General features: G+C 59.5%; 15 protein-coding genes. 10 read left to right on the top strand and 5 right to left on the bottom strand.

Features of this window, described 5'->3' with window-relative positions; genetic code table 11:
• Nucleotides 1–34 precede the first annotated feature (34 nt).
• Entirely contained in the window at nucleotides 35–2,947 is a 2,913-nt protein-coding gene (locus P2T37_RS15210; protein WP_276236237.1) for a UvrD-helicase domain-containing protein, read from the bottom strand.
• Nucleotides 2,944–5,517, bottom strand: coding sequence for a PD-(D/E)XK nuclease family protein (locus P2T37_RS15205; RefSeq protein ID WP_276236236.1), 2,574 nt, complete (start codon nucleotides 5,515–5,517; stop codon nucleotides 2,944–2,946). The genes P2T37_RS15210 and P2T37_RS15205 overlap by 4 nt, the downstream gene beginning before the upstream one ends.
• Nucleotides 5,518–5,737: 220 nt before the next feature.
• Between P2T37_RS15205 and xseA the strand changes: the two genes are divergently transcribed.
• From xseA to P2T37_RS15190, 3 genes are all read left to right on the top strand, one after another.
• Nucleotides 5,738–7,177: an exodeoxyribonuclease VII large subunit gene (xseA, locus tag P2T37_RS15200; protein WP_276236234.1), complete on the top strand. Its 1,440-nt coding sequence runs from the start codon at nucleotides 5,738–5,740 to the stop codon at nucleotides 7,175–7,177.
• Nucleotides 7,178–7,198: 21 nt separating this feature from the next.
• Entirely contained in the window at nucleotides 7,199–7,384 is a 186-nt protein-coding gene (locus P2T37_RS15195; RefSeq protein ID WP_276236233.1) for an exodeoxyribonuclease VII small subunit, read from the top strand.
• A gap of 87 nt (nucleotides 7,385–7,471) precedes the next feature.
• Nucleotides 7,472–8,581: a hypothetical protein gene (locus P2T37_RS15190; RefSeq protein WP_276236232.1), complete on the top strand. Its 1,110-nt coding sequence runs from the start codon at nucleotides 7,472–7,474 to the stop codon at nucleotides 8,579–8,581.
• Here the strand turns inward: P2T37_RS15190 and P2T37_RS15185 are convergent.
• Both P2T37_RS15185 and P2T37_RS15180 read right to left on the bottom strand, forming a co-directional pair.
• A complete protein-coding gene (locus P2T37_RS15185) occupies nucleotides 8,578–8,940 on the bottom strand; it encodes a nucleotide pyrophosphohydrolase (protein ID WP_276236231.1) in 363 nt (120 codons plus the stop codon). The two genes, P2T37_RS15190 and P2T37_RS15185, sit on opposite strands and share 4 nt — an antisense overlap.
• Before the next feature lie 79 nt (nucleotides 8,941–9,019).
• Nucleotides 9,020–9,883: a hypothetical protein gene (locus P2T37_RS15180; RefSeq protein ID WP_276236230.1), complete on the bottom strand. Its 864-nt coding sequence runs from the start codon at nucleotides 9,881–9,883 to the stop codon at nucleotides 9,020–9,022.
• A 171-nt stretch (nucleotides 9,884–10,054) separates the two neighbouring features.
• Between P2T37_RS15180 and P2T37_RS15175 the strand changes: the two genes are divergently transcribed.
• Nucleotides 10,055–10,300, top strand: coding sequence for a hypothetical protein (locus P2T37_RS15175; protein WP_276236229.1), 246 nt, complete (start codon nucleotides 10,055–10,057; stop codon nucleotides 10,298–10,300).
• Nucleotides 10,301–10,505: 205 nt separating this feature from the next.
• Here the strand turns inward: P2T37_RS15175 and P2T37_RS15170 are convergent, their stop codons facing one another.
• Nucleotides 10,506–11,792 (bottom strand): PD-(D/E)XK nuclease family protein, encoded by a 1,287-nt coding sequence (locus P2T37_RS15170; protein WP_276236228.1) that lies wholly within the window; start codon nucleotides 11,790–11,792, stop codon nucleotides 10,506–10,508.
• Between the two features lie 234 nt (nucleotides 11,793–12,026).
• Between P2T37_RS15170 and P2T37_RS15165 the strand changes: the two genes are divergently transcribed.
• From P2T37_RS15165 to P2T37_RS15140, 6 genes are all read left to right on the top strand, one after another.
• Entirely contained in the window at nucleotides 12,027–12,452 is a 426-nt protein-coding gene (locus P2T37_RS15165; RefSeq protein ID WP_276236227.1) for a DUF6884 domain-containing protein, read from the top strand.
• 232 nt (nucleotides 12,453–12,684) lie between these two features.
• Nucleotides 12,685–13,503, top strand: coding sequence for a CRISPR-associated endoribonuclease Cas6 (gene cas6, locus P2T37_RS15160; RefSeq protein WP_276236226.1), 819 nt, complete (start codon nucleotides 12,685–12,687; stop codon nucleotides 13,501–13,503).
• Nucleotides 13,503–15,713: a TM1802 family CRISPR-associated protein gene (locus P2T37_RS15155; RefSeq protein WP_276236225.1), complete on the top strand. Its 2,211-nt coding sequence runs from the start codon at nucleotides 13,503–13,505 to the stop codon at nucleotides 15,711–15,713. The genes cas6 and P2T37_RS15155 overlap by 1 nt, the downstream gene beginning before the upstream one ends.
• Before the next feature lie 37 nt (nucleotides 15,714–15,750).
• A complete protein-coding gene (gene cas7b / locus P2T37_RS15150) occupies nucleotides 15,751–16,794 on the top strand; it encodes a type I-B CRISPR-associated protein Cas7/Csh2 (RefSeq protein WP_276236224.1) in 1,044 nt (347 codons plus the stop codon).
• A complete protein-coding gene (gene cas5b / locus P2T37_RS15145; protein WP_276236223.1) occupies nucleotides 16,787–17,629 on the top strand; it encodes a type I-B CRISPR-associated protein Cas5b in 843 nt (280 codons plus the stop codon). The genes cas7b and cas5b overlap by 8 nt, the downstream gene beginning before the upstream one ends.
• Nucleotides 17,630–17,632: 3 nt before the next feature.
• Entirely contained in the window at nucleotides 17,633–20,485 is a 2,853-nt protein-coding gene (locus P2T37_RS15140; protein ID WP_276236222.1) for a CRISPR-associated endonuclease Cas3'', read from the top strand.
• The last annotated feature ends 78 nt before the right edge of the window (nucleotides 20,486–20,563 follow it).

The raw sequence follows: 20,563 nt of genomic DNA, 5'->3' as shown, positions 1-20,563 counted from the left end.
CAGAGTCAGGCGTTCAAAAATCTATGTGCGTCGGTTAGGATTCGCCCGAACTACCAGCCATCGCTGCGATTGCGAGCTCTCGAAGCCGGTCGGTCGAGAGAGGGGTGACTTCGACGGACTCCGCCGTCTGGGTGTAAAACACCTGCAGTCGGATCTCACGATCCGGATAGACGCTCGCGAGGACATGATAGTAGGCACTCAGTTGCTTTCGGTACTCCTCGTGGGCAACGCGGTCCGGGTCAGTCTTGTAATCAATTACGTCGATCTGTGTATCGGTCACATGGACCAGATCGATGATTCCAGACAGTGTCACCGCTGGCTCTCCGGGGAGTGGCAACAGCGCCGTCTCCTCGACGCGAAACTCACCAGCAAGTCCGCTGATAAGCTGAGCGACGGCGCGTTGATCGTTATTCGCTGGTTCAACGGACTCGCCGAGCGCGTATGCCTCCGCGAAATCGTGGAGCTCCGTTCCGAAAGCAGTCCCGCGGCCCCCGGTTCGGTTGTCATAGACGGAGTCGTCCATGATGTCATGGACACCGAGCCGTGTCGGAATGTCTCGACTTGTGGGTACGTCGACAGTGAACGGCTCGTGGTCGATCGGGGAATGTGACTCCGGCGTGGGATCCGGATCTATCTCCTCGGCCTCGATCGAGAGCCCGTCCATGAACCGGCTCGGCTCCTCGCCGGCCGTGAACAAGAGGTGGCGCTTGGCACGTGTCATCGCCACGTACAGCAACCGCCGCTCCTCGTCGTAGTCCGACGGCAGACAAGCTTGCAAGAGCCGATGTCGCCAGTTGCGGTACACATGTGGATAGGCCCCGGCCTCACTGTACATGCGGGTTTGTCGAAGCCCAGTCGCGTCGTCGTAGACGATCGGACACGACGGGGGCTGGCCGTAATGTGGGAATGATCGCTCGTTCAAATTCCCGAGAATGACGATCGGATACTCGAGTCCTTTCGCTCCGTGAATCGTCTGCAGCGTCACCGCGTCGCTGCCGGGGTTCGCGTCGATCTCGACGGTCGTCTCGGCGGCCAAGTTCTCCTCGATATAGCTGATCGTCTCCCCACGCGTGAGTAACGTCCCATCGTACAATCCCGTGAGATGATCGACGAGGGCGTCGGCATACACACTCGTCCGCCCGTACCGATCGAAGACCCGCCGTAGGAACCCGCCAAGCGTCTCCAGCTCGGTGAGCTCGTCGCGGAACTGGAGCATAGCGTCCGGATACGATTCCTCGTCAAGGATCGTCTGTGTGCGCTCGAAGCCGTACCCGGCTCGCTCCAGTGCGACCGCCCAGCCGCGTCGGCCATCCGACTCGGCGATGCGCAACCAGGCGAGCGCCAGCTTCGCTTCCGGCGTGTCGAACAGTTCCACACCGCCCTCGTAGGCGAGCGGGATGCCGTATTCCTCGGCACGTTCCAGAAGCCCGCGGGCGAACGCCCGTGTCCGCGTGAAAACCGCGATATCGTCGTAGCTGGGCGGCCCGAGCCGTTCGTGTTCGGCCGCGATGCGATCCTCGTCCGAAGCGTCCTCGTCGGCCTGGGGCTCGTTGCTCGTTTCGACGGCATACGACTCGTTCTTGACGATATGCTGAATCCGATCTAAGACGAGGTCGTACTCGCCGTCCGCGCGGTATGCGTCGATCTGTGCGTTGTCAACGGCGTTAGTCGCCTCGAGTGAGCGTGTCCCGGCTAACGGATCCCCGACGTCTTCGCTGGACGTCGCCGGGATGGAGAGGCTCTGCTCGGCAAAGGAGAGTATCGACGCCGACGAACGGTAATTCTCGAACAGTGGGATTGTCTGGACGTCGTCGACAGCGTAGTCGATTCGGCGACAGTCGGCGTTCAACTCGCTGGTGAATCGTTGAAGTCGCTCGCCGAAGTCAGTGATGTTCGCAACGCTCGTGTGTTGGAACCCGTAGATAGACTGTTTCCAATCGCCGACGACACAGATATTGTTCGTCCGAGCGAGCAACAGCGCGATCTTGAATTGGAGTTCGTTCGTGTCCTGGAACTCATCGACCATGACGTACTCGTGGCCGATCCGCGCGCGGACACCGGGCGATTCACACAGCATGACGAACGCGAGGGCCAGCATCAGCCCTTGTGTCAGGTAGTTCTGTGACAGCGCGAACGCGAGGTACTCGATGTAGACGTCGTGGATGAATGCGAGCAGCGCGTCTCGATCAGCGTCGTACGCATCTTCGACGACCGACCGCGAAATCCGCGGATCGTCGTGGAGCTCGCCGCGTGTCGGGGCGTCGGGCGCGTACTCGCCGGCGTCCCAGCCACCGACCGCCCCGCGGGCGTCGCTGTTCGTGGGGCCGTTCGCACCCTCGTTCGGTTGGTTGGCGGCTGTGAACGCGTCGAAGAACCGCTCGCGATCACCGGTCAACGGCTCACCCGTCGCTCGATACCAGCCGTTGCGTGTCGGCACAACGCCCTTTGCAGCCAGCTCTCCGATCAGCGCGTGGAGTGTCCCCCGGTCGTAGAACACCCGAAGGAGGTCGGCATGTTCCGGATGGTCGTCGGCGAACCGGGACATGAACCGGCGGAACAGTTGCTTTGCACGGGCCTGCTCCTCGATCAGATCCAGCGAATCAGGGATCTGGTCGTCGATCCCGAGTGCCGTAGGGGCCGTGTGGCCGTGCCGCCGCAACAACCGGAAACAGTAGGCGTGGAACGTACTGATCGGCGCGTCCTGGAGCTGCCGGAGATCGTAGTCGGTTTGTTGGACGATGCGGTCGCGCATCTCCGCCGCGGCGTTCCGGGTGAACGTGACGAGGAGGATGTCTTCAGGCGCCGCGTCGGTCGTCTCCAGAATCCGAGCGTAGCGCCGGGTAACAGCGAACGTCTTCCCCGTACCGGCACCCGCATCAACCCGATAAATACCATCAGTGGAGCCGATCAGTTGCTGCTGGTTGTCGTTCGGCGTCGGGTCGCTCATTCGTCGATCACCAGATCTCGAGTGTCGACGCGGTCCCAGTTGGGGCCCTCATCCCGAACGCGAACCGGGAATCCCTCCTCACGATACCGCCCAAGCCGTTCTCGTTGTGTGGCAACGAACTCCTCGAACGCATCGAGGTCCGAGGCGAGATACCGCTCACCGACCAATCCGTCGATGTCCTCGACTGCGGCGCGACAGCCCTGTTCTACGTATTTCGTGTCCTTGAACAGCTCCTTTGTGTAGTCGATGAACGTCTCGATAATGGCCTCTCGACGATCGGGAGCGACGCCTGCCCTGGGGAGGTCGTGGTCCTCGAAGAATGCCCGATACGCCTCGTACCCGAGCGGTTCCAGCGCTTTCACGCGGTCGTTCGAATCAGCGTAATCGGTCACCGCCTCAAACGTCTCACGCCGAGCAGCGAACTCCCCGAACGTACACGGCAGATACTCGACAGTCGTTACCAGCTCGTCAACTGAGATGTCGTCTCCACGGGCCAGCTGGTCGGCGTATTCCAGAACGTGGACAAACCGAATTTCAAGCGGCTCGCCCGGTCGGTCGCGGCGTTGCTGGCTGAGATACGCTGCCGCTTGGAAGTTCGGCGACTCGTCCAGTGGGGATAGTGACGCCTGCTTGCGGAGCCTGCTTGCCCGCGACTGTGAGCCGGTCTTGTAGTCAACCATCGTGGTTGCGGACTGCAGTAAATCGACGAACCCGTGGAGGCCGATCTCTGGCGCGTCGAACCAGCGCTCCGTGAGCGGCGACTCGGCCGCAAGCCCGAGCCGGTCCCCGAGCTCGTTCGACTGTGTCCGGTCGCTATACGCTTCGTGCGTCGTCTCGACGGGAGGGTTTGCATCCAGATATGCCATGACTGTCTCCAGAGCGAGGGCCAGCTGGGTCCGTTCGACGGGCTCGCGGGCCGTGGCCGTGTACGCCTGGAGCTGCGCGAGCATCGCGTCGACGACGTCTTCGAATCGTGCCCGGATTGCGTCTGGGTGGGCGACGTACAGTTCGGCGGCCTCGTGGACGACCGTCCCGCGGGCCATCGGAATCGTCGTCGGTGAGTCGACGAGCCGGTGGAAGAACTCCTCGCGGGGACAGTTTGCCAGCCGCGACAGCGTTGACTGGCTTACCGTCGCCGGTGAATTCGCCGTCTCATCACTAGACGGGGCAACGAACGGTGTCTCGATTCGATCTCGAGTGACGCCGTCACCGTGATCGGTGTGTGGCAGCTCGGTGAACCGGTCGAAGGGACGCTCAAACAGCTCGCGGAAGTACACACACGGTGTCACCTCGGCGCCGGCACGGGTATCCTGCACTAGAAAGTGTTGCTCGTGGCCGTTCTGTAAGAGGATCTCAAACCGATCGAGATCGCGTTGGATGTATTCGACGGAGTCGATCCACGGGACATCCGGCGGGGTTTTCGCCCAGCCGTCGCCAAGCCCGAGGTAGAACACGACCGGTCGGTCGATATACGCCGTCGAGGCGCCATCCGTGAGCAGAACTCCCTCGCTCTCACGGTCGACGGGCACGTCGAAACTCGCGAGATAGTATTGGAGTCGGTCGAGGTGGGCGCTGGTGAACGCCTCGTCCAGAAGGCCGAGCGACGCACACTCCTCGCGGAGCGGACCGAGCTCGGTGCCGGCGAGGCGTTCGTACACACCGATCGCGTCCCGAAGCGTCCCATCGGTGAGCGCTGTTCGGAAGTCGTCGAACACATCAAGTCCGTCGACTCGATCGACACGCCGCTGATCGGCGCGGCGCTCGATCGTGACGCCGACGCGGGCCAATAGTGGCCGAAGGTCGGCGACCCGGAGGTCGCTCCCGGCGAAGACCGCGTCACACAGCCGTAGAAACGTCCGGACGCTGTCGTCATCGACGAAGCCCGGACCGCCCTGGTACGGAATCTCCGCCGTCTCGAGTGCGGACTCGACGAGTGGGCTGAAGACCGTTGACTCGTCGAGCACGATCCCGACCGACTCCGCCGAGTGGGCATCGAGCTGCGCGAGCAGCGCGTCGACGATCGCCGTCGCCGACGGAAAGACGTGAAACTCGGGAACCGACGTCGTGTCTCCCGTGAACGGCTCAACAGTGTCGTACTCGTCGGGGAGCAGGCGACGATCCAGCGACGAGAGGGCGGCTTCGTTGATCACTGCGACGTCCTGGTCGGCTGGGAGGGACCGTTCGGTGAGCGCGTGGTAGCTCGAGTCGCCGTCGCGAAGTGTCTCGACGGCCGTCCGGATCGCTGGCGTGTCGAACTCGTCGTGTGTGCGGATCGAGTCGAGTGTCCCGGTTTGATCCCAACAACTGAGCGTCCGGTCGAGCGCCCGGTGGGCCTGTTTCCATGTCAGCTCCGTCTCGGTGACGAGCTGCTCGAACAGTTTCCGCCGGTCCATCGGTGTGAACTCGTTCACGGCGTATCCGCGGGGCGTCGCCCCGACACGCCCCAACTGTGGTCGCTTGACCCGCCGGTCGAGCGCGAGGGCAAGCGGCGGATCGGCCGTCAATGTGAGATCGGCATCCTGCGTCAGCTCCCCCAGCCCGTCGATCGACGTCGCCTCCCGAAGTGGCACAGCCCACCCACTCCGATGGGACTATTCAACCTACCGCCGACAACGGGTGATTATATTCGCCCCCGACGGCCGAGGGGCGTAGAAGGGCTCGACCGGATGATTATACGCGGCGCGCTCGCTCGTGATGCCCAATGGGCCCCGCCAAAACGGATTATATCAGCTTGGTCCAACCGAACGGCTTAATTGCAACCTACTAGCACAATGAGTACGGATGGCCTTCATGGCGGGCGATTCCACGCTTGATGAAGTCGATGAGCCTGAGCTTCCAGACGGCGTGGGCCTCAACGAGCTCGTCCCCGTCGAGACAGTCACAGGGACCCTGCGAGGCTTGTTCAAAGGCTTCGACAAATATGACGAATCCCTTCTCGTTGGTGCGGTGACTGATCTCTCAGGGGATGCTGATCACCTCTACTTCTCGCTCGCGGCCGCCCACGCTAACAAGAAGATCAAATGCGTGGTGTGGCAAAGTCGCCGCGACGATATTGGTGTGGAGCTAGAACCGGAGATGATCGTCGCAGTCCGTGGCAGGCTGAATTACTTTGAGGGTGGTGGCTATCCAAGCCTGGAGGTCGGCGAGGCGCACGCAGTCGGCGAGAATGCATACTGGAAACGCCTCGCAGCTCTTGAGGAGACACTGGCAGAGGAGGGGCTCTTTGCGCCCGAGCGGAAAGCAGCCATTCCTCAGTTTCCAGCTCGTGTCGCGATCGTGACTGCGCCCGGAAGTGACGCAGAGCAGGATCTCATCGAGAGTATCCACACTCGCTACCCTACAGTCAACATTGATGTCTTCGGGAGCACTGTCCAGGGAAAATCGGCATCGTCCGAGCTCGTCGATGCGATCGAGGCAGCCGATGCATCTGACGCGGAGGCGCTGATCATCTCGCGCGGTGGTGGCAGTGAAACGGCGCTGCGACCATTCAATGCTGAGCCCGTCGTGCGAGCGGCAGCCGATTGCTCGACGCCAACCGTCGCTGCAATCGGACACGACGCAGATGAACCACTCATCGAGCAAGTGTCAGATCATCGCGCAAAGACGCCCACTGCTGCAGGGGCGGCTGTTGTGGAGGAGCAGGCTGAGCTAGAGGAGGCTGTCCAAAATGCGACTGCAGCAATCGAGGAGGCATTCAGCTCCCAACAACGGCGGTGGCTCGAACGCGAAGCAGACGCAATCAACCGCGAAACGAGACGGTTGGCATCACAGTGGCTGGAGATCGACCAGTCGATCGCTGAAGGGTATCGGGCACAGTGGCGCAAGTGGCAACGCGGGCGGGCGACGATGATCGAGTCCGAGAGCGATCGGTTAACGAGCGACTGGCTAGACGAAACCGAAGCCGAGATCGATCGGACGGCGGCACAACACATCACCCACTGGATCGAAACCGAGAGGTTGGCGATCAAGTCTGGCTTCGAACGGTCGCTAGCCGGAAACCTTCGTGTATGGGAACGAGATATCGAATCGGCCTATACCGGACTCCGAACCGACTGGATCGAGCGAACCCGGGCCGACATCAACCAAGCCGTGAGGACGATTGATCAAGAGCATACTCTGGCCACCGAGCGGACAGGAAACCGCCGGACTCGGCTAATCCTCTACGGGATCATCACCGCGCTCATCATAACCGTCCTCGTCCTCCTCGCGACCCTTGGAGGATTGCTGTAATCGAGCGAGCACCATCAGACAATGACACAGAATGACGATATTCGGCAGAAGATCGATCGCGTCGAAGAGATACGGAACGAGCTGCAGCAAGCCGACACGATGAACCCGGCCGATGCAAAGGCGCTGCGTGACGAAGCGATGCAGCTGCTTGAAGAGTTAGAATCTGACCTCGCGGTTGGCGATGGGGAGATCACACGCCACGACTGACTGCGCCGATACCTGATGGGCCAAGGGCGTCTTGTAGGGAAGCCGTTGCGACCGGACGATTATATCCTGGGTGTGAGTGATGCCGCTATGAGCGCTACCCATCGGCTTGATTTCCAAAAGGTAACAGGCCCAATCGAGCATTGGGTGACGACCTTCCATACTGGATACTGGGGGTTCCGCCCCGACAAACAGGCTGCCTGGGAGGCGATCAGGCCCGGGCAAGCGTTTCTGTTTCATGCATCGAAATCCGAATTCCTTGACGTCCCACCATCACTACTAGAGGAAGTCGGAACCGGGATTATCGGCTTCGGTCGGGTGGCGAATAAACGGACGAAGGAGGAGGCTGCATGGTGGCAGGAGATCCATGGCGACGGAACATACCCGTACCTCATCGACCTCGAAGACATCGTTTGGTTTGGGCAAACGGATGAAATCCGCGATGTGCCGGTTGCTGAGAAAGACACGGAGGAGATGATTGCCGATGTGCATCATCTGGCAGCGAATATCATCTCGTTCCCGGAGATGCGCTCCGAAGCTGGCTATCAGATCCCGGCACAGGGATCGCCGATGAATGTCTCACAGCCCGAGAAACTGTTCCCGTTGATCCGATCACGGTTGGACGCGTCACCGGAAACCGAGGCCGCCAGCTCTGCAACTGAAAGTAGCGAGCGGACGGCGTCGATTAACGGATCGGCTGAGATCCGTGAACGAGCCCAGGACCGGAATCTCGATCCGAATGCTTTCTCGGACGAGGCGGTCGAATACACCCCCTCTCTCGGTGACACGATTGCTGGGACAATCGATCACGAGGAGGCTCTCGACATCTTTGAGACGTACCTCGCCGAGCGTGGATTGAGTGGGGGAGAGACAACGAATAGCGATCTCATTTCCTTCGACGATGGTGCAGTCGTGTTAGCGGAAGCAAAATCAATACACGGACAGAACGAACGATCTCAAATTCGGCGGGGAATCGGGCAAGTCCTCGAGTATGCGCACACCGACATCGCGACCAATGTGGAGCTGGCTGGAAAGGAGCGGCTTGTCTGTCTCCTCTTGAGCCGACCGCCATCCGAGCCATACCGTCCCGTGCTTCAGTCGCTCACGGACCGTGACATCCACACGTTTTGGGTCGACGATGGTGGGGTAGCCGGGTTGGAGTCCTCAATGCGCACGCTCTCCGCGATCACCGATAGCTAGCGTTGCCACTTGTCTAGTTCCGCGGTTATCGCTTCACTCGTTTCTGGATCAAATCGTTCGTCATTCTCGTCGAGCTTTGCCTCGACGGCGGCTAGTATATCGATATCCAGCTCGTTGGCCAGGCCAAGCGCGTAGATAATCACGTCGGCCAGCTCCTCTTCGACGGCCCGCATCGTCTCGTCATCGCTAGCTACGGTGGCGCTGTCTGGATTATCGAACCAGAGGAACGTTTCTAACAGCTCGTTGGCTTCGACGGAGATGGCCATCGCGAGGTTTTGTGGAGTGTGGAACCTGTTCCAATCGCGTGCTTCGACGAATGCATTATACCGTTCAGCGAGATCGCTAAGTGAGGGTTTCATGAGTAAAAAATTGTGATCGTGACTACTCCTTTTTTACTAACCCGCCTGGAAGTGGTGACCTCGAAAGCTAGCTTATCTGTTAATCACCTTCGGCAGTGATCGTGACATAGTCTACCATTGTGTATTCCACGTAATATCGCTTATACTGCTTAGTCGCTCTGTAGAATAGGAGTAGGAGAGGAAGCACTGTGACCGTGGTTAGGAGGACAACCCCACTGGGTTCACTGATTTTATTTGCAACAATTGGTGTATAGAATAGAGAACTTGCCTGGTCTAGTCCAGCAACACGACCTATTATTGATTGTAGACCGATTGTCGTACTTATTGCGTACGCAACGTAGACGCCCCAGATGACTGGTAGTGCCACAAAGATCGATCGGCAGAAGGCGTACGTGGACTGAAATACTCTGCTCCGCCCACGACCATCTATGTGTATTCGGCCCCGAACCAGGGCGTAGATTGCTGCCATGCGGTCCGGCTTTCGGTCGGTTGGCTTCGCTGGTATCGGTTGGAACGAATCTACAACCCAGGGGACGACCGGGGCTTCTTGAAGATCTGGATCCAGGGACGCGTTTGTAATATCCGCTTCGTGTATCACTTTGGTTTCCAGCCCTCCGCTCATCGATGAATTCACTCTGTTCGTGAACGCTCCAATGAGATCCTCAGAGATATTTGGATCAAACAGTAGCTTCTGATCCCGAAGTAACGCTATGAATAGTTCCCTATGTGACGTAGAAAGCTCGTCAACCGCAGTTACGCTTTGTAATAGGACAGCCAGCGTATGGATAGCTTGACCCGTGATAAAGCCGGCTGCTGCGACTGGGACCACGGCTGTTAGAATATTCACCTCCAAGCCAGCCGGCAACAACGGAACAAGACCTAACACGACGGCCACGCCCGGGATCAGTATCGCATAAAAACTGTAGAGGTTGAGCCCTCTCACCGACCCATTACTCAAATTCCGTCACCATCTATGCGGAAATACCTCGCGAAGATGGCTTAAGATTTAAGATCTATTAGATCAAATCCTTAGTTACAAATGGCTAACTCCAATCACTCTCGGTTCCCTGGGTCGGGTGGCGTAAATAGCAACGGAGTTAGCAAGTGGTCATACGTGGTTGAGGGCATGTTACCGTTCTTCCGCGCTGTGCTCGCAGGTACTATCGCCGCCTTCGGGCTCGCTGCAGCAATGGATGCAACGCTGACACTATGGCATGTGCTCTTCGCCCCCACCGTGGTCGGTGTGCTCTATGCTGCATACGATGTCCGAAGGCGCGTGAAACAGCCTGAGGGATGGACTGATACGGCTGGGCTGGGCATTGCGGTAGTGTCCATCGCGGCGGTAAGCATCATCGTTTAACCAGTTGCCGTCCCCCGTCTTGCCTCTCTTTGGCCCCTTGCTATCTGAGTGTGGTTTTTCATTTTGACCCTACCGGGGCGCCATTTGATTGGCGGAAACTAACGGTCACGCCGTATCTCGTCCGCTTGCCCCGAGACCACAATCGATGCTTTACAAATACACTGATGCTGGGAACTATCGGACCGACTTTGTGATTCGCAGGCCCTTATAGGGGATTTTGCTTATTATTCTGGATCGCTTCCTCGAGTATCTCATCGATCACCATCGCAACCGGAAGGTGTTCTTCAAACGCGACTGCGAGTGTCTCAAAATAGCTCTCGGGAAGCTGGGACTGGTCTACGTCATAGGTCTTTTTCGTGTAATCTCTCTGATTGCCTTTGTTGGAAATCCCTCGATCGGCGAGGAGCGGCTCGAGCTTGTCCTGCCACTTGCGGCTGTTGTAGAGCCGATTGAATTCATCTCGGACGTCACCACTCCCCGGACACCGCAGTACGTAGGTTAACTCGCCGTCAGCGAACGATTGTTGCTTGCGAATGAGATGGACGAAGTGCAGGCGGATGCCCCGCCCACCTCGAGTGTCGTTGTGGTCGAGGGTTGGGGCGAGATCATCGGTGGCCCGGTACCACCCATCGCGAAAGATGCATCCGTATTTTCCGTAGTCATCACGCGTGTGCCACTCCTCGGTCCAGACGTCCTCGGCAATGTGAGCACGGAGTAACTCCGGCCACTCCTCTATTGCTCGTTTCCGGAGCGCCTCTGCGGCCTCATACAGCTCATCGATGTCGCTTTTGTACTCGCTGAGGAGCTGGACCTTTTCTTTCTGAATTTGTTCGAAGTCGTCGTCTTCCATGTTTGTCACCGTAATTATCGTGGAGAGGAAATCTTCGAGCTGGCTCACGCTCCGCTCCGGATACCGGCCGTGTGAGCGGTTTAGCTCGCTCTGGAACGCCGTAACGGTGTCTCGCCAACTGATATCCTCGAATTCACCAGCCGATGAGTCAGGGGCGTGTTCTTTCGAGAGGAACAGGTAGTATCGACCGTCGTTGGGATACGCGTCTTTCTCCGTGCTTCCGATATGTGAGTCTTCGACATATCGCTCTGTTTGGCGGGCTCCCTCAGTGGACTCAACCTTCGATTCGATACAGACAAACCACTCATCGCCGGCACGAATGAGAATATCGAGACGATTGTCTTGGGGGGAGGTGGCCTCTGTCTCGACTTTTATCAGATCGAGATCTCGGTGGTAGTACTCGATCGGTTCGCCCGTGACTTGGTTCGCTTTGTCCAGAAACGCCTTCAGCAAGTCCGAACCGAAGCCGTGAGGTTGGGCTGGATCGAGAAAGTAGGCCAGTAGTGTGTTCCACTTCTGCTCGGCTCTCGCCGAGCCAAGAATGCGAAGCATCGGTTTCGGCGGTTCCGTCACCTCCGGCAAGGCGTCGAGAGAGGAGCGTAGCTCCCGGAAGCGGTCGGTCAGCTTTTCACCGGTCGCCATACTCCCTCAGTGAGGGTGGTCAGTGATAAAATATCTCTCCCGATTAATGCTGGAGTGTCGCTGAATGACTCCCCAGAAAATTCACAATGTGTCTGGGGAATTGGACTAGTACTGTGGCTGGACAATCGAGGGGGACACCCACTTTTGGAACTCACCTATCTATAGGGCCCGGCTGATGATAGCTCGATGCCGTGGGTAAATATTTAGCTCTGGCCTCTGGACGACAGGCTCACTATGGAAATTGGGCTGGTCAGCTGCACGAAAAGTAAACGTGAGGAAGCCGTTGAGCCTGCTGAACTCTATGTGCCATCAGCATTCTACCGGAAAGCACGTGAGTTTGCCGAAGCCAATCACGATACTTGGTACATTCTCTCAGCAAAGCACCACCTGTTAGACCCTCATGGGCCACCTATCGAACCGTACAATGATACCCTAACTAATGCGTCACTATCCCGCAAGCGCGAGTGGGCGGACACTGTGTATGAGGAACTAGACGCTGAAGGGCTCCTGGCGGAGGGGAACCGACTCGTCTTTCACGCTGGTCGGAATTACTACGCCGAATTACTTCCGTTGATAGAGGAAGCGCCCGTCCATATCGAAACACCGACCGATGGACTCCTATTCGGCGAGACGCTCGCATGGTACAATGAGCATCTCTAGACCTTTTCCAGCCGGCTGAACTTTCGACCACTGTTGTTTGAGTGGGCCTGGGGAATACTACGATTAGGTCCTTCATTGGAAACTCCGGACCGTCGAATCACGAAAGAAGATTCTCCAAATCCTGGCGGAGATATCTCTCAACTTTCGCTCTGCCCCATACAATTATGTCACGTTCTCTCCGAGCATAAACCCGAATCCATCCTGAACAACTATGCAGCAACCAGTCCCCTAAATGCGATTGCTCATTAAGCTCCGCGCGGAGGCCGATGCCGCGTATCAAAACGCCTGGCATCACAAACTGCGTGGCCGTGTGTGGCAAGGTATCGACGGCAGCAAATACGACGACCTCCACGACGCCGATCGCCCGATCGGGCTCACGTTCTCGAATATCTTCCCGTGGGGAGACATCGAGGAAGGTGACCGCCGACACGTGATGGTGTCGGCGGCTGATCCGGACATCCTCGGGCCAATCGCCGGCGATCTCATCGAGAATCGCGATTTCAATGTCGGTGAGATGGCGTTCAGCGTCGAGGAAATCACCGGGCTTCATCCGGACGTCGGCGAGCCCGGAACTCGCGGCACGATCGAATCCGGGACGGGCGTCTTGGTCCGCATTCCTCCGTGGCGCACCGACGACTACGGCATCGAGCATGAGGGTGACGAGGCGCTGTACTGGCGCCCCGAGCATACGCTCGAGCCGTTCAAGACACAGCTCGAGAACAACCTCGACCAGAAGCACGACTACTGTTGTCCGGAGCACTTGCCAGGACCCAGTGATCGCGAGGGAGAGCTCTTTGATGAGTACGAGCTGATCAAGACGTTCGCCGTCCCCGTTGAGGTGACCCAGGGCGTCGAGCTGACCTATGTGCTCTCGAAGTGGCGCTTTGGCTATCGTGTGCGCGACGATCACCACCGCCGCCATCTGAACCTCGCGCTCGATGCGGGGATCGGGGAGCGGAACGCGCTCGGCCTTGGCTTCCTGAATATTCAGGAGGGCTCAAAGGAGCGTGCGACAGCGTCGGGACAAGCGTCTGTCGCGGGTGACGACTGATGGCGGAGCCAGATCCCGACATCGTCGAGCAGTATCTTCCCGACGGACCGATCTCGTCGCTGCGACGGATCCAGGCGCTGTACGGTGCGCTTGCTGAAGCGGAGGCCGGTGACGCCGATGGTGAATTCGGGTTGTACTATACGCCTGGTGATCTCTCCGGGTATGTTACGCAGGGAGAGGACACGCGCTACCTGGCGACGGCCCATGTCGATCTAACGGGCGAGAGTCCGGAGCTAACCGACGTCTCGGTCCGCCCGCTCCAGCCATCGGATGTCGACATGCTCGGCTACGCACGGTATCCGCCGGGCCGCGGGATCGACCACAGTATCACGCACCGAGGTGCGAAAGGTGGCTCTGATAGCGAGCAGACGGTGGGCTACCTCAAGCAGCGCCTCTACCGATGGACCAACGGTGGGGGGGCAGAGCCAGCTATCGGCGAGCTCGCTGATGAGCATCCCGACGGGTGGGTCATCACCCAACTGGCGGCCCTCGGAGGCAAAGATGACATCGAGGAGCAGCTGACACAGCATGTTGAACAGGAATTCCCTGCTACGGAGCCTCGAGTAACTGCAACAGTCGCGATTACTATTGACCCAGGCGAACTTGAGCATGCCCCAGAGGGGGCCAGTGGTGTCGGGGAATTCTATCCTGGCCAGCTCCACGTTCTCAATGCGGGGATGCGAGCACGCAAGCTTGAGAAACTCTCGCGTAAGAACCTCGAGGATTCGGACCCACCGTCCCGTGGGCAGGGTGCGTGCATGGTGACTGGCAAAGAGGCAGAGGTGTTTGGCACGGCCCAAGATCCGCTCGCCTTCTACACGGTCCAACACGCGGAAAAGTTCCCACACCTCTCGAAGAGCGACGCGTGGCGATCGCATTCGATCTCCGCGGAAGCGGCATTGCTGATCCAGTCCGGTGGCGCCTTCGTCGACGAGTGTAGCCGAACGCGGGGCGGGATTCGTGTCTACACGCTCCCGTACTTCGTCGACTGTTCGGTTGACGATGCAATCGATTTGCATAGGCTGATCACGGGAGATGCGACCTCGATCGGCGACTATCATGACCAGGGCGAGGAGCTCTTTCCCGATGCCGTTGAGCGGCTCCGATTCTACGTCATCGGAGTCCGCAACGATAGTGGCGACATCAATGTCCTCTTCGAGGAGCCGTCGGTCACGGCATATTGGCCACGACGGGTCGCACAGGCACACACAACGACGATTAACACGGAAACCTCGACCACGTTCGATTCGACGGCAGGCTTTGCAGGGCTCCGAGGGGACTCGTCGTTCCGCCATCTCGGACAAGCAGGCCGACACCCCAACACGATGCTCCGTGCGGTCGTTGACGGTACGTACGCCCGCGATACGCTTGAGCGACCGTTCGAAGAAGCGCCTGTTTCTGACGATCCTCGCGAGTGGTTGACGCAATCGCTCCTCACTGGCCAAGAGATACCTGTTGAGCGACTCCTCAGCGAGTACGTTGCACGGCTCGAGGACGAAACCGACCTCGCCAACGATCAGTACGGGACGTACGTCCTCTATGTACAGATCGCACAGCTGGAGGCGCTTGCCCGGGCCGGACTGCTTGTCTCGCAAACTGGACAGACGGAACTCACGACACCACCACGAATGCACGACTCCACGACCGACACGACCGAGCCTCCGACCGCTTTCGCGGACGGTGGCACACCGACTGATCAACCCAGCATCGCATTTCCGGAGCCCACGGATGACGGCGAGCTCAAGCTGTCCTCGCTCCGTGAATATCGACTCGCACGATTCATCGACGAGCGCCCGGCGCTCGCTGACAATCCGGAGCGTCGAGGCGTCTTCCTCGCTGGCGTCCTGCTTGGGCAGCTTGCCCACCACCAGCGACGGAATCGCGACATGAACCAGACGCTCCGGGATATGCACCCCGCCCACCGCATGACTGGCGCGCGATTGAGCCGGCTCTTCCCAGAGCTCATCTCGAAGTCTAGCGCGTATGCCACCGAGATGAAATCGTCGAGCACACAGCTGTTCTCCGAAACTATCGAGCGGCTGATCGACGCGGTTGGTGATCACCCGCCAAGTGAGCGTGACTGGGCCCTTCCCGTCGAGGACATCCGCTTCCATTTCGCTGTTGGCACGGCCTACGGGGCGGATGCCCAGTCACAGGCGTACGAGCTCCGAGACGAACACCGCCCGAGCGAGCCGGCGGACGATGCGTAACCAACCGAGTCCAACCATCCACACCAACTAATTCACAATGAGCGACACTGTCAACACCCGATCCGAGATCGTCTTCATCACCGACGCACAGGACAGCAACCCGAACGGCAATCCCCTCGGGGAAAATCGCCCCCGTCGCGATCCAGTCACTGACCAGGCCGTCGTCACGGATGTGCGGCTCAAGCGCTATCTGCGAGATCAGCTCATCGACGATGGACACGGTGTCTTCGTCAAGAAGACCGACGGCACGAGCGCAACCCGCGCGGAGCTCGCCCTTGACGTCCTCGACGACGTTACCTCGGAGGAGGATCTCGAGGAGGTGGATGTCGAGGCTGATTTCCTGGCCGCAGCAACTGACGTTCGGTACTTTGGGGCCACGTTGAGCTTCAACGCTGACGATGAGGGTCTCGAAGCGGCTGTCGCAGAGCATTTCAACAGTGGCAATTACACCGGCCCGGTCCAATTCTCGCCGGCACGCTCGCTGAACGCCACCGAGCTCAACGATGAGTCCAGTATGCTCACGAGCGTGATTTCGACCGGGGGTGACAACGACGTCGGTGGATACGGTCTCGACGACCACCGTCTGAAGTACGCGATCTTCCCGTTCCACGGGCTGGTGGACGAGCACGGCGCGGAAGACACTGGGCTGAGCGAGGCGGATGTTCGTCGCCTCGACACGCTCTGTTGGCGGGCGCTGAAGAACCAGACGATATCGCGTAGCAAAGTGGGCCAGGAGCCGCGCCTGTACGCGCGTGTCGAGTACGCTAAGGATGGGTTCCACGCTGGCGATCTGCACAACGGATTCGAGCTCGAGAGCGACCATTCGAAGCCGGATGCAGAGCTCCGTAACGTGACCGATCTCACGCTTGAGGTGAAGCCGTTCATCGATCGGCTGGCCAATGCGGCGGACCACATCGAGACAGTCCATGTCGTCGGTAGTGAGTACCTCGAGCTGAGTTACGACGGCGAGCCGGTCGGCACGGCTGCGGAGCTCCCGTCGATACTCGAGGATCATGGGATCTCCGCAACTGAGATCGACGTGTACGCGGACTACGAGGAGACACTGCCGGCTGATGACTGAGTCGTCCGGTGCGACGGCCGGTCACGGAACCGGTGACTGGGAGGCACCGGTGATCAGCGACGGCGTTCCTGACCGGTGTTTACAGTGTACGATCCGAGCTGACTGGGGGCACTTCCGGCGGATCGACCGGACCGTTACAAAGCAAACGTATCGAATTCCACCGCGTACGACAATCGCTGGACTGTTGGCTGCGATCGCGGGTCTCGATCGTGATTCGTATTACGACGCATTCTCGCTCGAACGGTCGGCAATCGGGATTGAAGTGCTCGAACCCGTTCGGACCATGACTATGCCGAGCCTCGGGCTTGGAACGAATCCGAGCGAGACGTTCGAACGAGCCGGGGGGACGGGGCGGAAGACGGTGCAAGTCGAGTATCCGGATTCAACGACGAACCGGCAGATCCACAGCTACGAGTATCTCGTCGACCCCGCCTATCGGCTCTCTATCGCGACCGAAGATCAGGCAGTCTATGAGACGCTTGCGAATCGCCTGGACGCGGGGACGAGCCATTATACGCCCAGCATGGGTTTGTCGGAGCTCCTCGCCACAGTGACGACACCGGAGGCTGTCGAAACGAGTGTGGGATCCGTGGCTGGTGATGGAACCAGTGTGTCGGTTGCCTCCGCAATACCGGATGCGACGGACGCTGTAATTCCGCAGCCCGGGCAAACCCAACACGTCGAGCGTGTGCCTGCGGCCATGGCCGCCGATGCTTCCGGGCGGTGGACCACTGACTACGCTGACTACGCCTTTGCCGGCGGGGAATCGATCGAGGCTGCGCCGGCGGAGCTTTCGCTTGGAACCGTTGGTGATCGAGCGATCGCGTTCTACTGATCGATGGCCGACTTTTCTGACTTTGATCGGGTGATCGCTCGCGAACGCGATAGCGGTGATGAGCTGTTGGCGACGCATGCAAACCAAGTGCGGGATCGGATGCTGTCGCTCGGTTACTTTGTCGATGAACCAGTCGGTACAGATGGCCTGGCCCCCAACACCGTGGCCAGTGTGATCGGGCTGTTGCACGACTTCGGGAAGGTAGCTCCTCCATTCCAGCAATATATTCGCGGTGGCCTGCCCGATCCGAAGCCAATCCGCCTCAGTTATCACGCCCGTCTGGGCGCGTACGCGACGGCTGCGGCGCTGCAGGCGCTTGGTGTCGAGGAGGATACGCAGCTTGCTGGCTGGGCGGCGGTGCTTCGGCATCATGGCCAGCTTCCGAATCTCGCGGGCCGAACAGTAGACACGCTGACTGCGGAACTCGATAGCGATGGCTCGCATGCGTGGGCACGACGGCAAGCGACGATGATCGATCAGACGACTACCTGTCGGAGTGAAGCGAATGAGCTGCTCGAGCGAGCGACAAACGGCCGAGTCTCGTGGGGAGCGTTCTTCGAACAGCTTGAGTCGGGAGCCCTGCCTGACAGGCTCGGTGACACTGTCTCGGGGATGGGGCGTGGGTGGGATCCGGCCCCTAAACGCATCCCCGATGGCACCTACGACAAGATGGTGCGCTACTGGAGCGCGCTCACGCTGGCCGATAAGTCGGCTGCCGGCCAGATCGGGATGGAAGCGCTTGAGCCCGAGCCCCTTTCCATTGATTCGATAGATCGCTACCTCGAGGATCAACAAGAGCAAAGCCATCGAAATACGGAGGTTGCGGTTCGTGAGGCGATGCAAGGCGATGTCGACCCAACAGACGAAGCCTCGTTGAACGCGCTCCGGGAGGCGGGTCGACAACGTGTCCGAGCGAATGCGGCGGCGGTTGCGGACCACGATGTCGGACTCTTGACGCTCCCGACTGGGCTGGGCAAGACCTTCAGTGGGCTCACCGGCGCCTTCGAGCTGGCCGACCGATTGCAAACAGATCGCGACCGTGACAGTCCGCCACCGATCATCTACGCGCTGCCGTACACCTCGATTATCGAGCAAACGCGGGAGATCTTCGAAGACGAGGAGATCTTCAATGCCGACCCGCTTGGCCCGACGTTCACCGTCCACCACTATCTCTCGGAGACGATGACGTACCTCGATACCGAACGAGGCGAGGATGGTGCGCCGCTTGGCAATGTGGATTACCGACGAGCGGAGCTCCTCGCAGAAAGCTGGCGCTCGGGCGCCGTCCTGACGACCTTTGTACAGCTCTTCGAGAGCTTGGCTGGCCCGACGAATTCGGAGGGCCTCAAACTCCCGGCGCTACATGACGCCGTAATCATCCTGGATGAGCCACAGACGCTGCCGCTCCGATGGTGGCCAACGATTCGCCGGCTGTCTCGGTTGTTGATCGACACGTTCGATGCGCGGATCATCTCGATGACGGCGACGCAGCCGACACTGTTCACCCAGGGTGGGTTCGACACGTACTCGCTGTTGAGTGGTGAGCAGTCGGCGTCGGATGAGACGGCACGATCTGGGTCACAGGGAGGACTCGAGGAGTACGCCTACGATGCAGCTGCCCGCGTGACCTATGATGTCCACTCCTCTGTTGATCAGTGGCTGCCGGGGGAAGATGCCCAGCCGATTGGATATTCGGAGGCAGCCAGCGATATCGTCGAGTCAGCCCTCCAGGGCGCTGGCCAGTCGGTCGTGAGCGTCTGCAACACCATCGCGAGTGGGCAGACGCTCGCGACGGCTGTTGAGGCGGCGTTCGATAGCCGGGATGCATCGGTGACTCACCTCGGTGCCGTTTGTAAAAGCGCGCTGCAGTCGCTCGATACTGGCGGTGAATCGCTTCCCGATCCTGAGGCGGTTGCAACACGAGCCCTCCAACAGCTCGGCTTCACTGAGACGGACGATGATAGCTGGGTAGCAACAGATATGGCCCCAGATGCAGTCGTGGGGACGTTCAGCTCACGGTTCCGGCCCCTTGATCGTCGTGTCTTGATCCAGATGGCTGACCGCCTGACAACGGCTGATCATCCATTTGTCTTTGTGTCGACCCAGGCGATCGAAGCGGGTGTCGACATCAGCTTCGCGCACGCCTATCGCGATATCGCACCGATGGACAGCATCGTCCAGACGGCCGGCCGGTGTAATCGCTCCTTCGAATGGGGCAGTGAAGCTGGCGAAGTAACGATTTGGACGCTCGCACCGGTCTCGGAGGCAGATCCAGACAGTGATGCAGATGAGCTTCCATCGAAATACATCTACGAGCCACGGGTGCTCAGCTACGTCGCAGAGCTCCTCGTGAGTCATCGCGATGCGACATCGGATGGATCCATCACGGCGACGACGTTCGAGCGGGAGGCTGTGCCTGATTACTTCGATTTCGTCGCTGAGGGTGAGTACTTCGATGCGGAGCTGTGCCAGCTCGTCGATGACGCGGAGGCTGAGACGCTCGGGTTTGAATCGCTGATCGATCAGTCCTACGAGACGGTCGATGTCCTTGTGGCCGTGACGGATGCCGACAGACGCCGACTGGAGGCGCTCATGGACGCGCTGGCTACTGGTGACCGCGGGGCTGGCTTCGACCGACTGAAGGAGTTCAACGATCTCCGAGTGTCGGTGCCTGTTTCTTCGTTCGACGATGCACTACGTGCGCATCCGCGGGTTGATGGCAGGCCACCCAGTGATCCCGAAGGAGTCCGCGTGCTCGCTCACTTCGGGTCGGAGGATCGAGCACGCTACCAGTTGGAGGATGGTGGTTTTATCGGCACCGAGGAGGGCGTGAGTGGCCAATTTACCTACTCGTAACCGGAGCTACTGCGGTAGAGGATTTCCTCCGCTCTGGTTCGTCGTCGACAGGTTGTCACCGCGAGCTATTATGTTGTG

The sequence above is a fragment of the Halosegnis marinus genome, from assembly GCF_029338355.1.
In the GTDB taxonomy this organism is placed as follows: Archaea; Halobacteriota; Halobacteria; order Halobacteriales; family Haloarculaceae; genus Halosegnis; species Halosegnis marinus.
The sequence above is the reverse complement of the archived record's forward strand: the minus strand, read 5'-3'. Positions and strand labels throughout refer to the sequence as shown.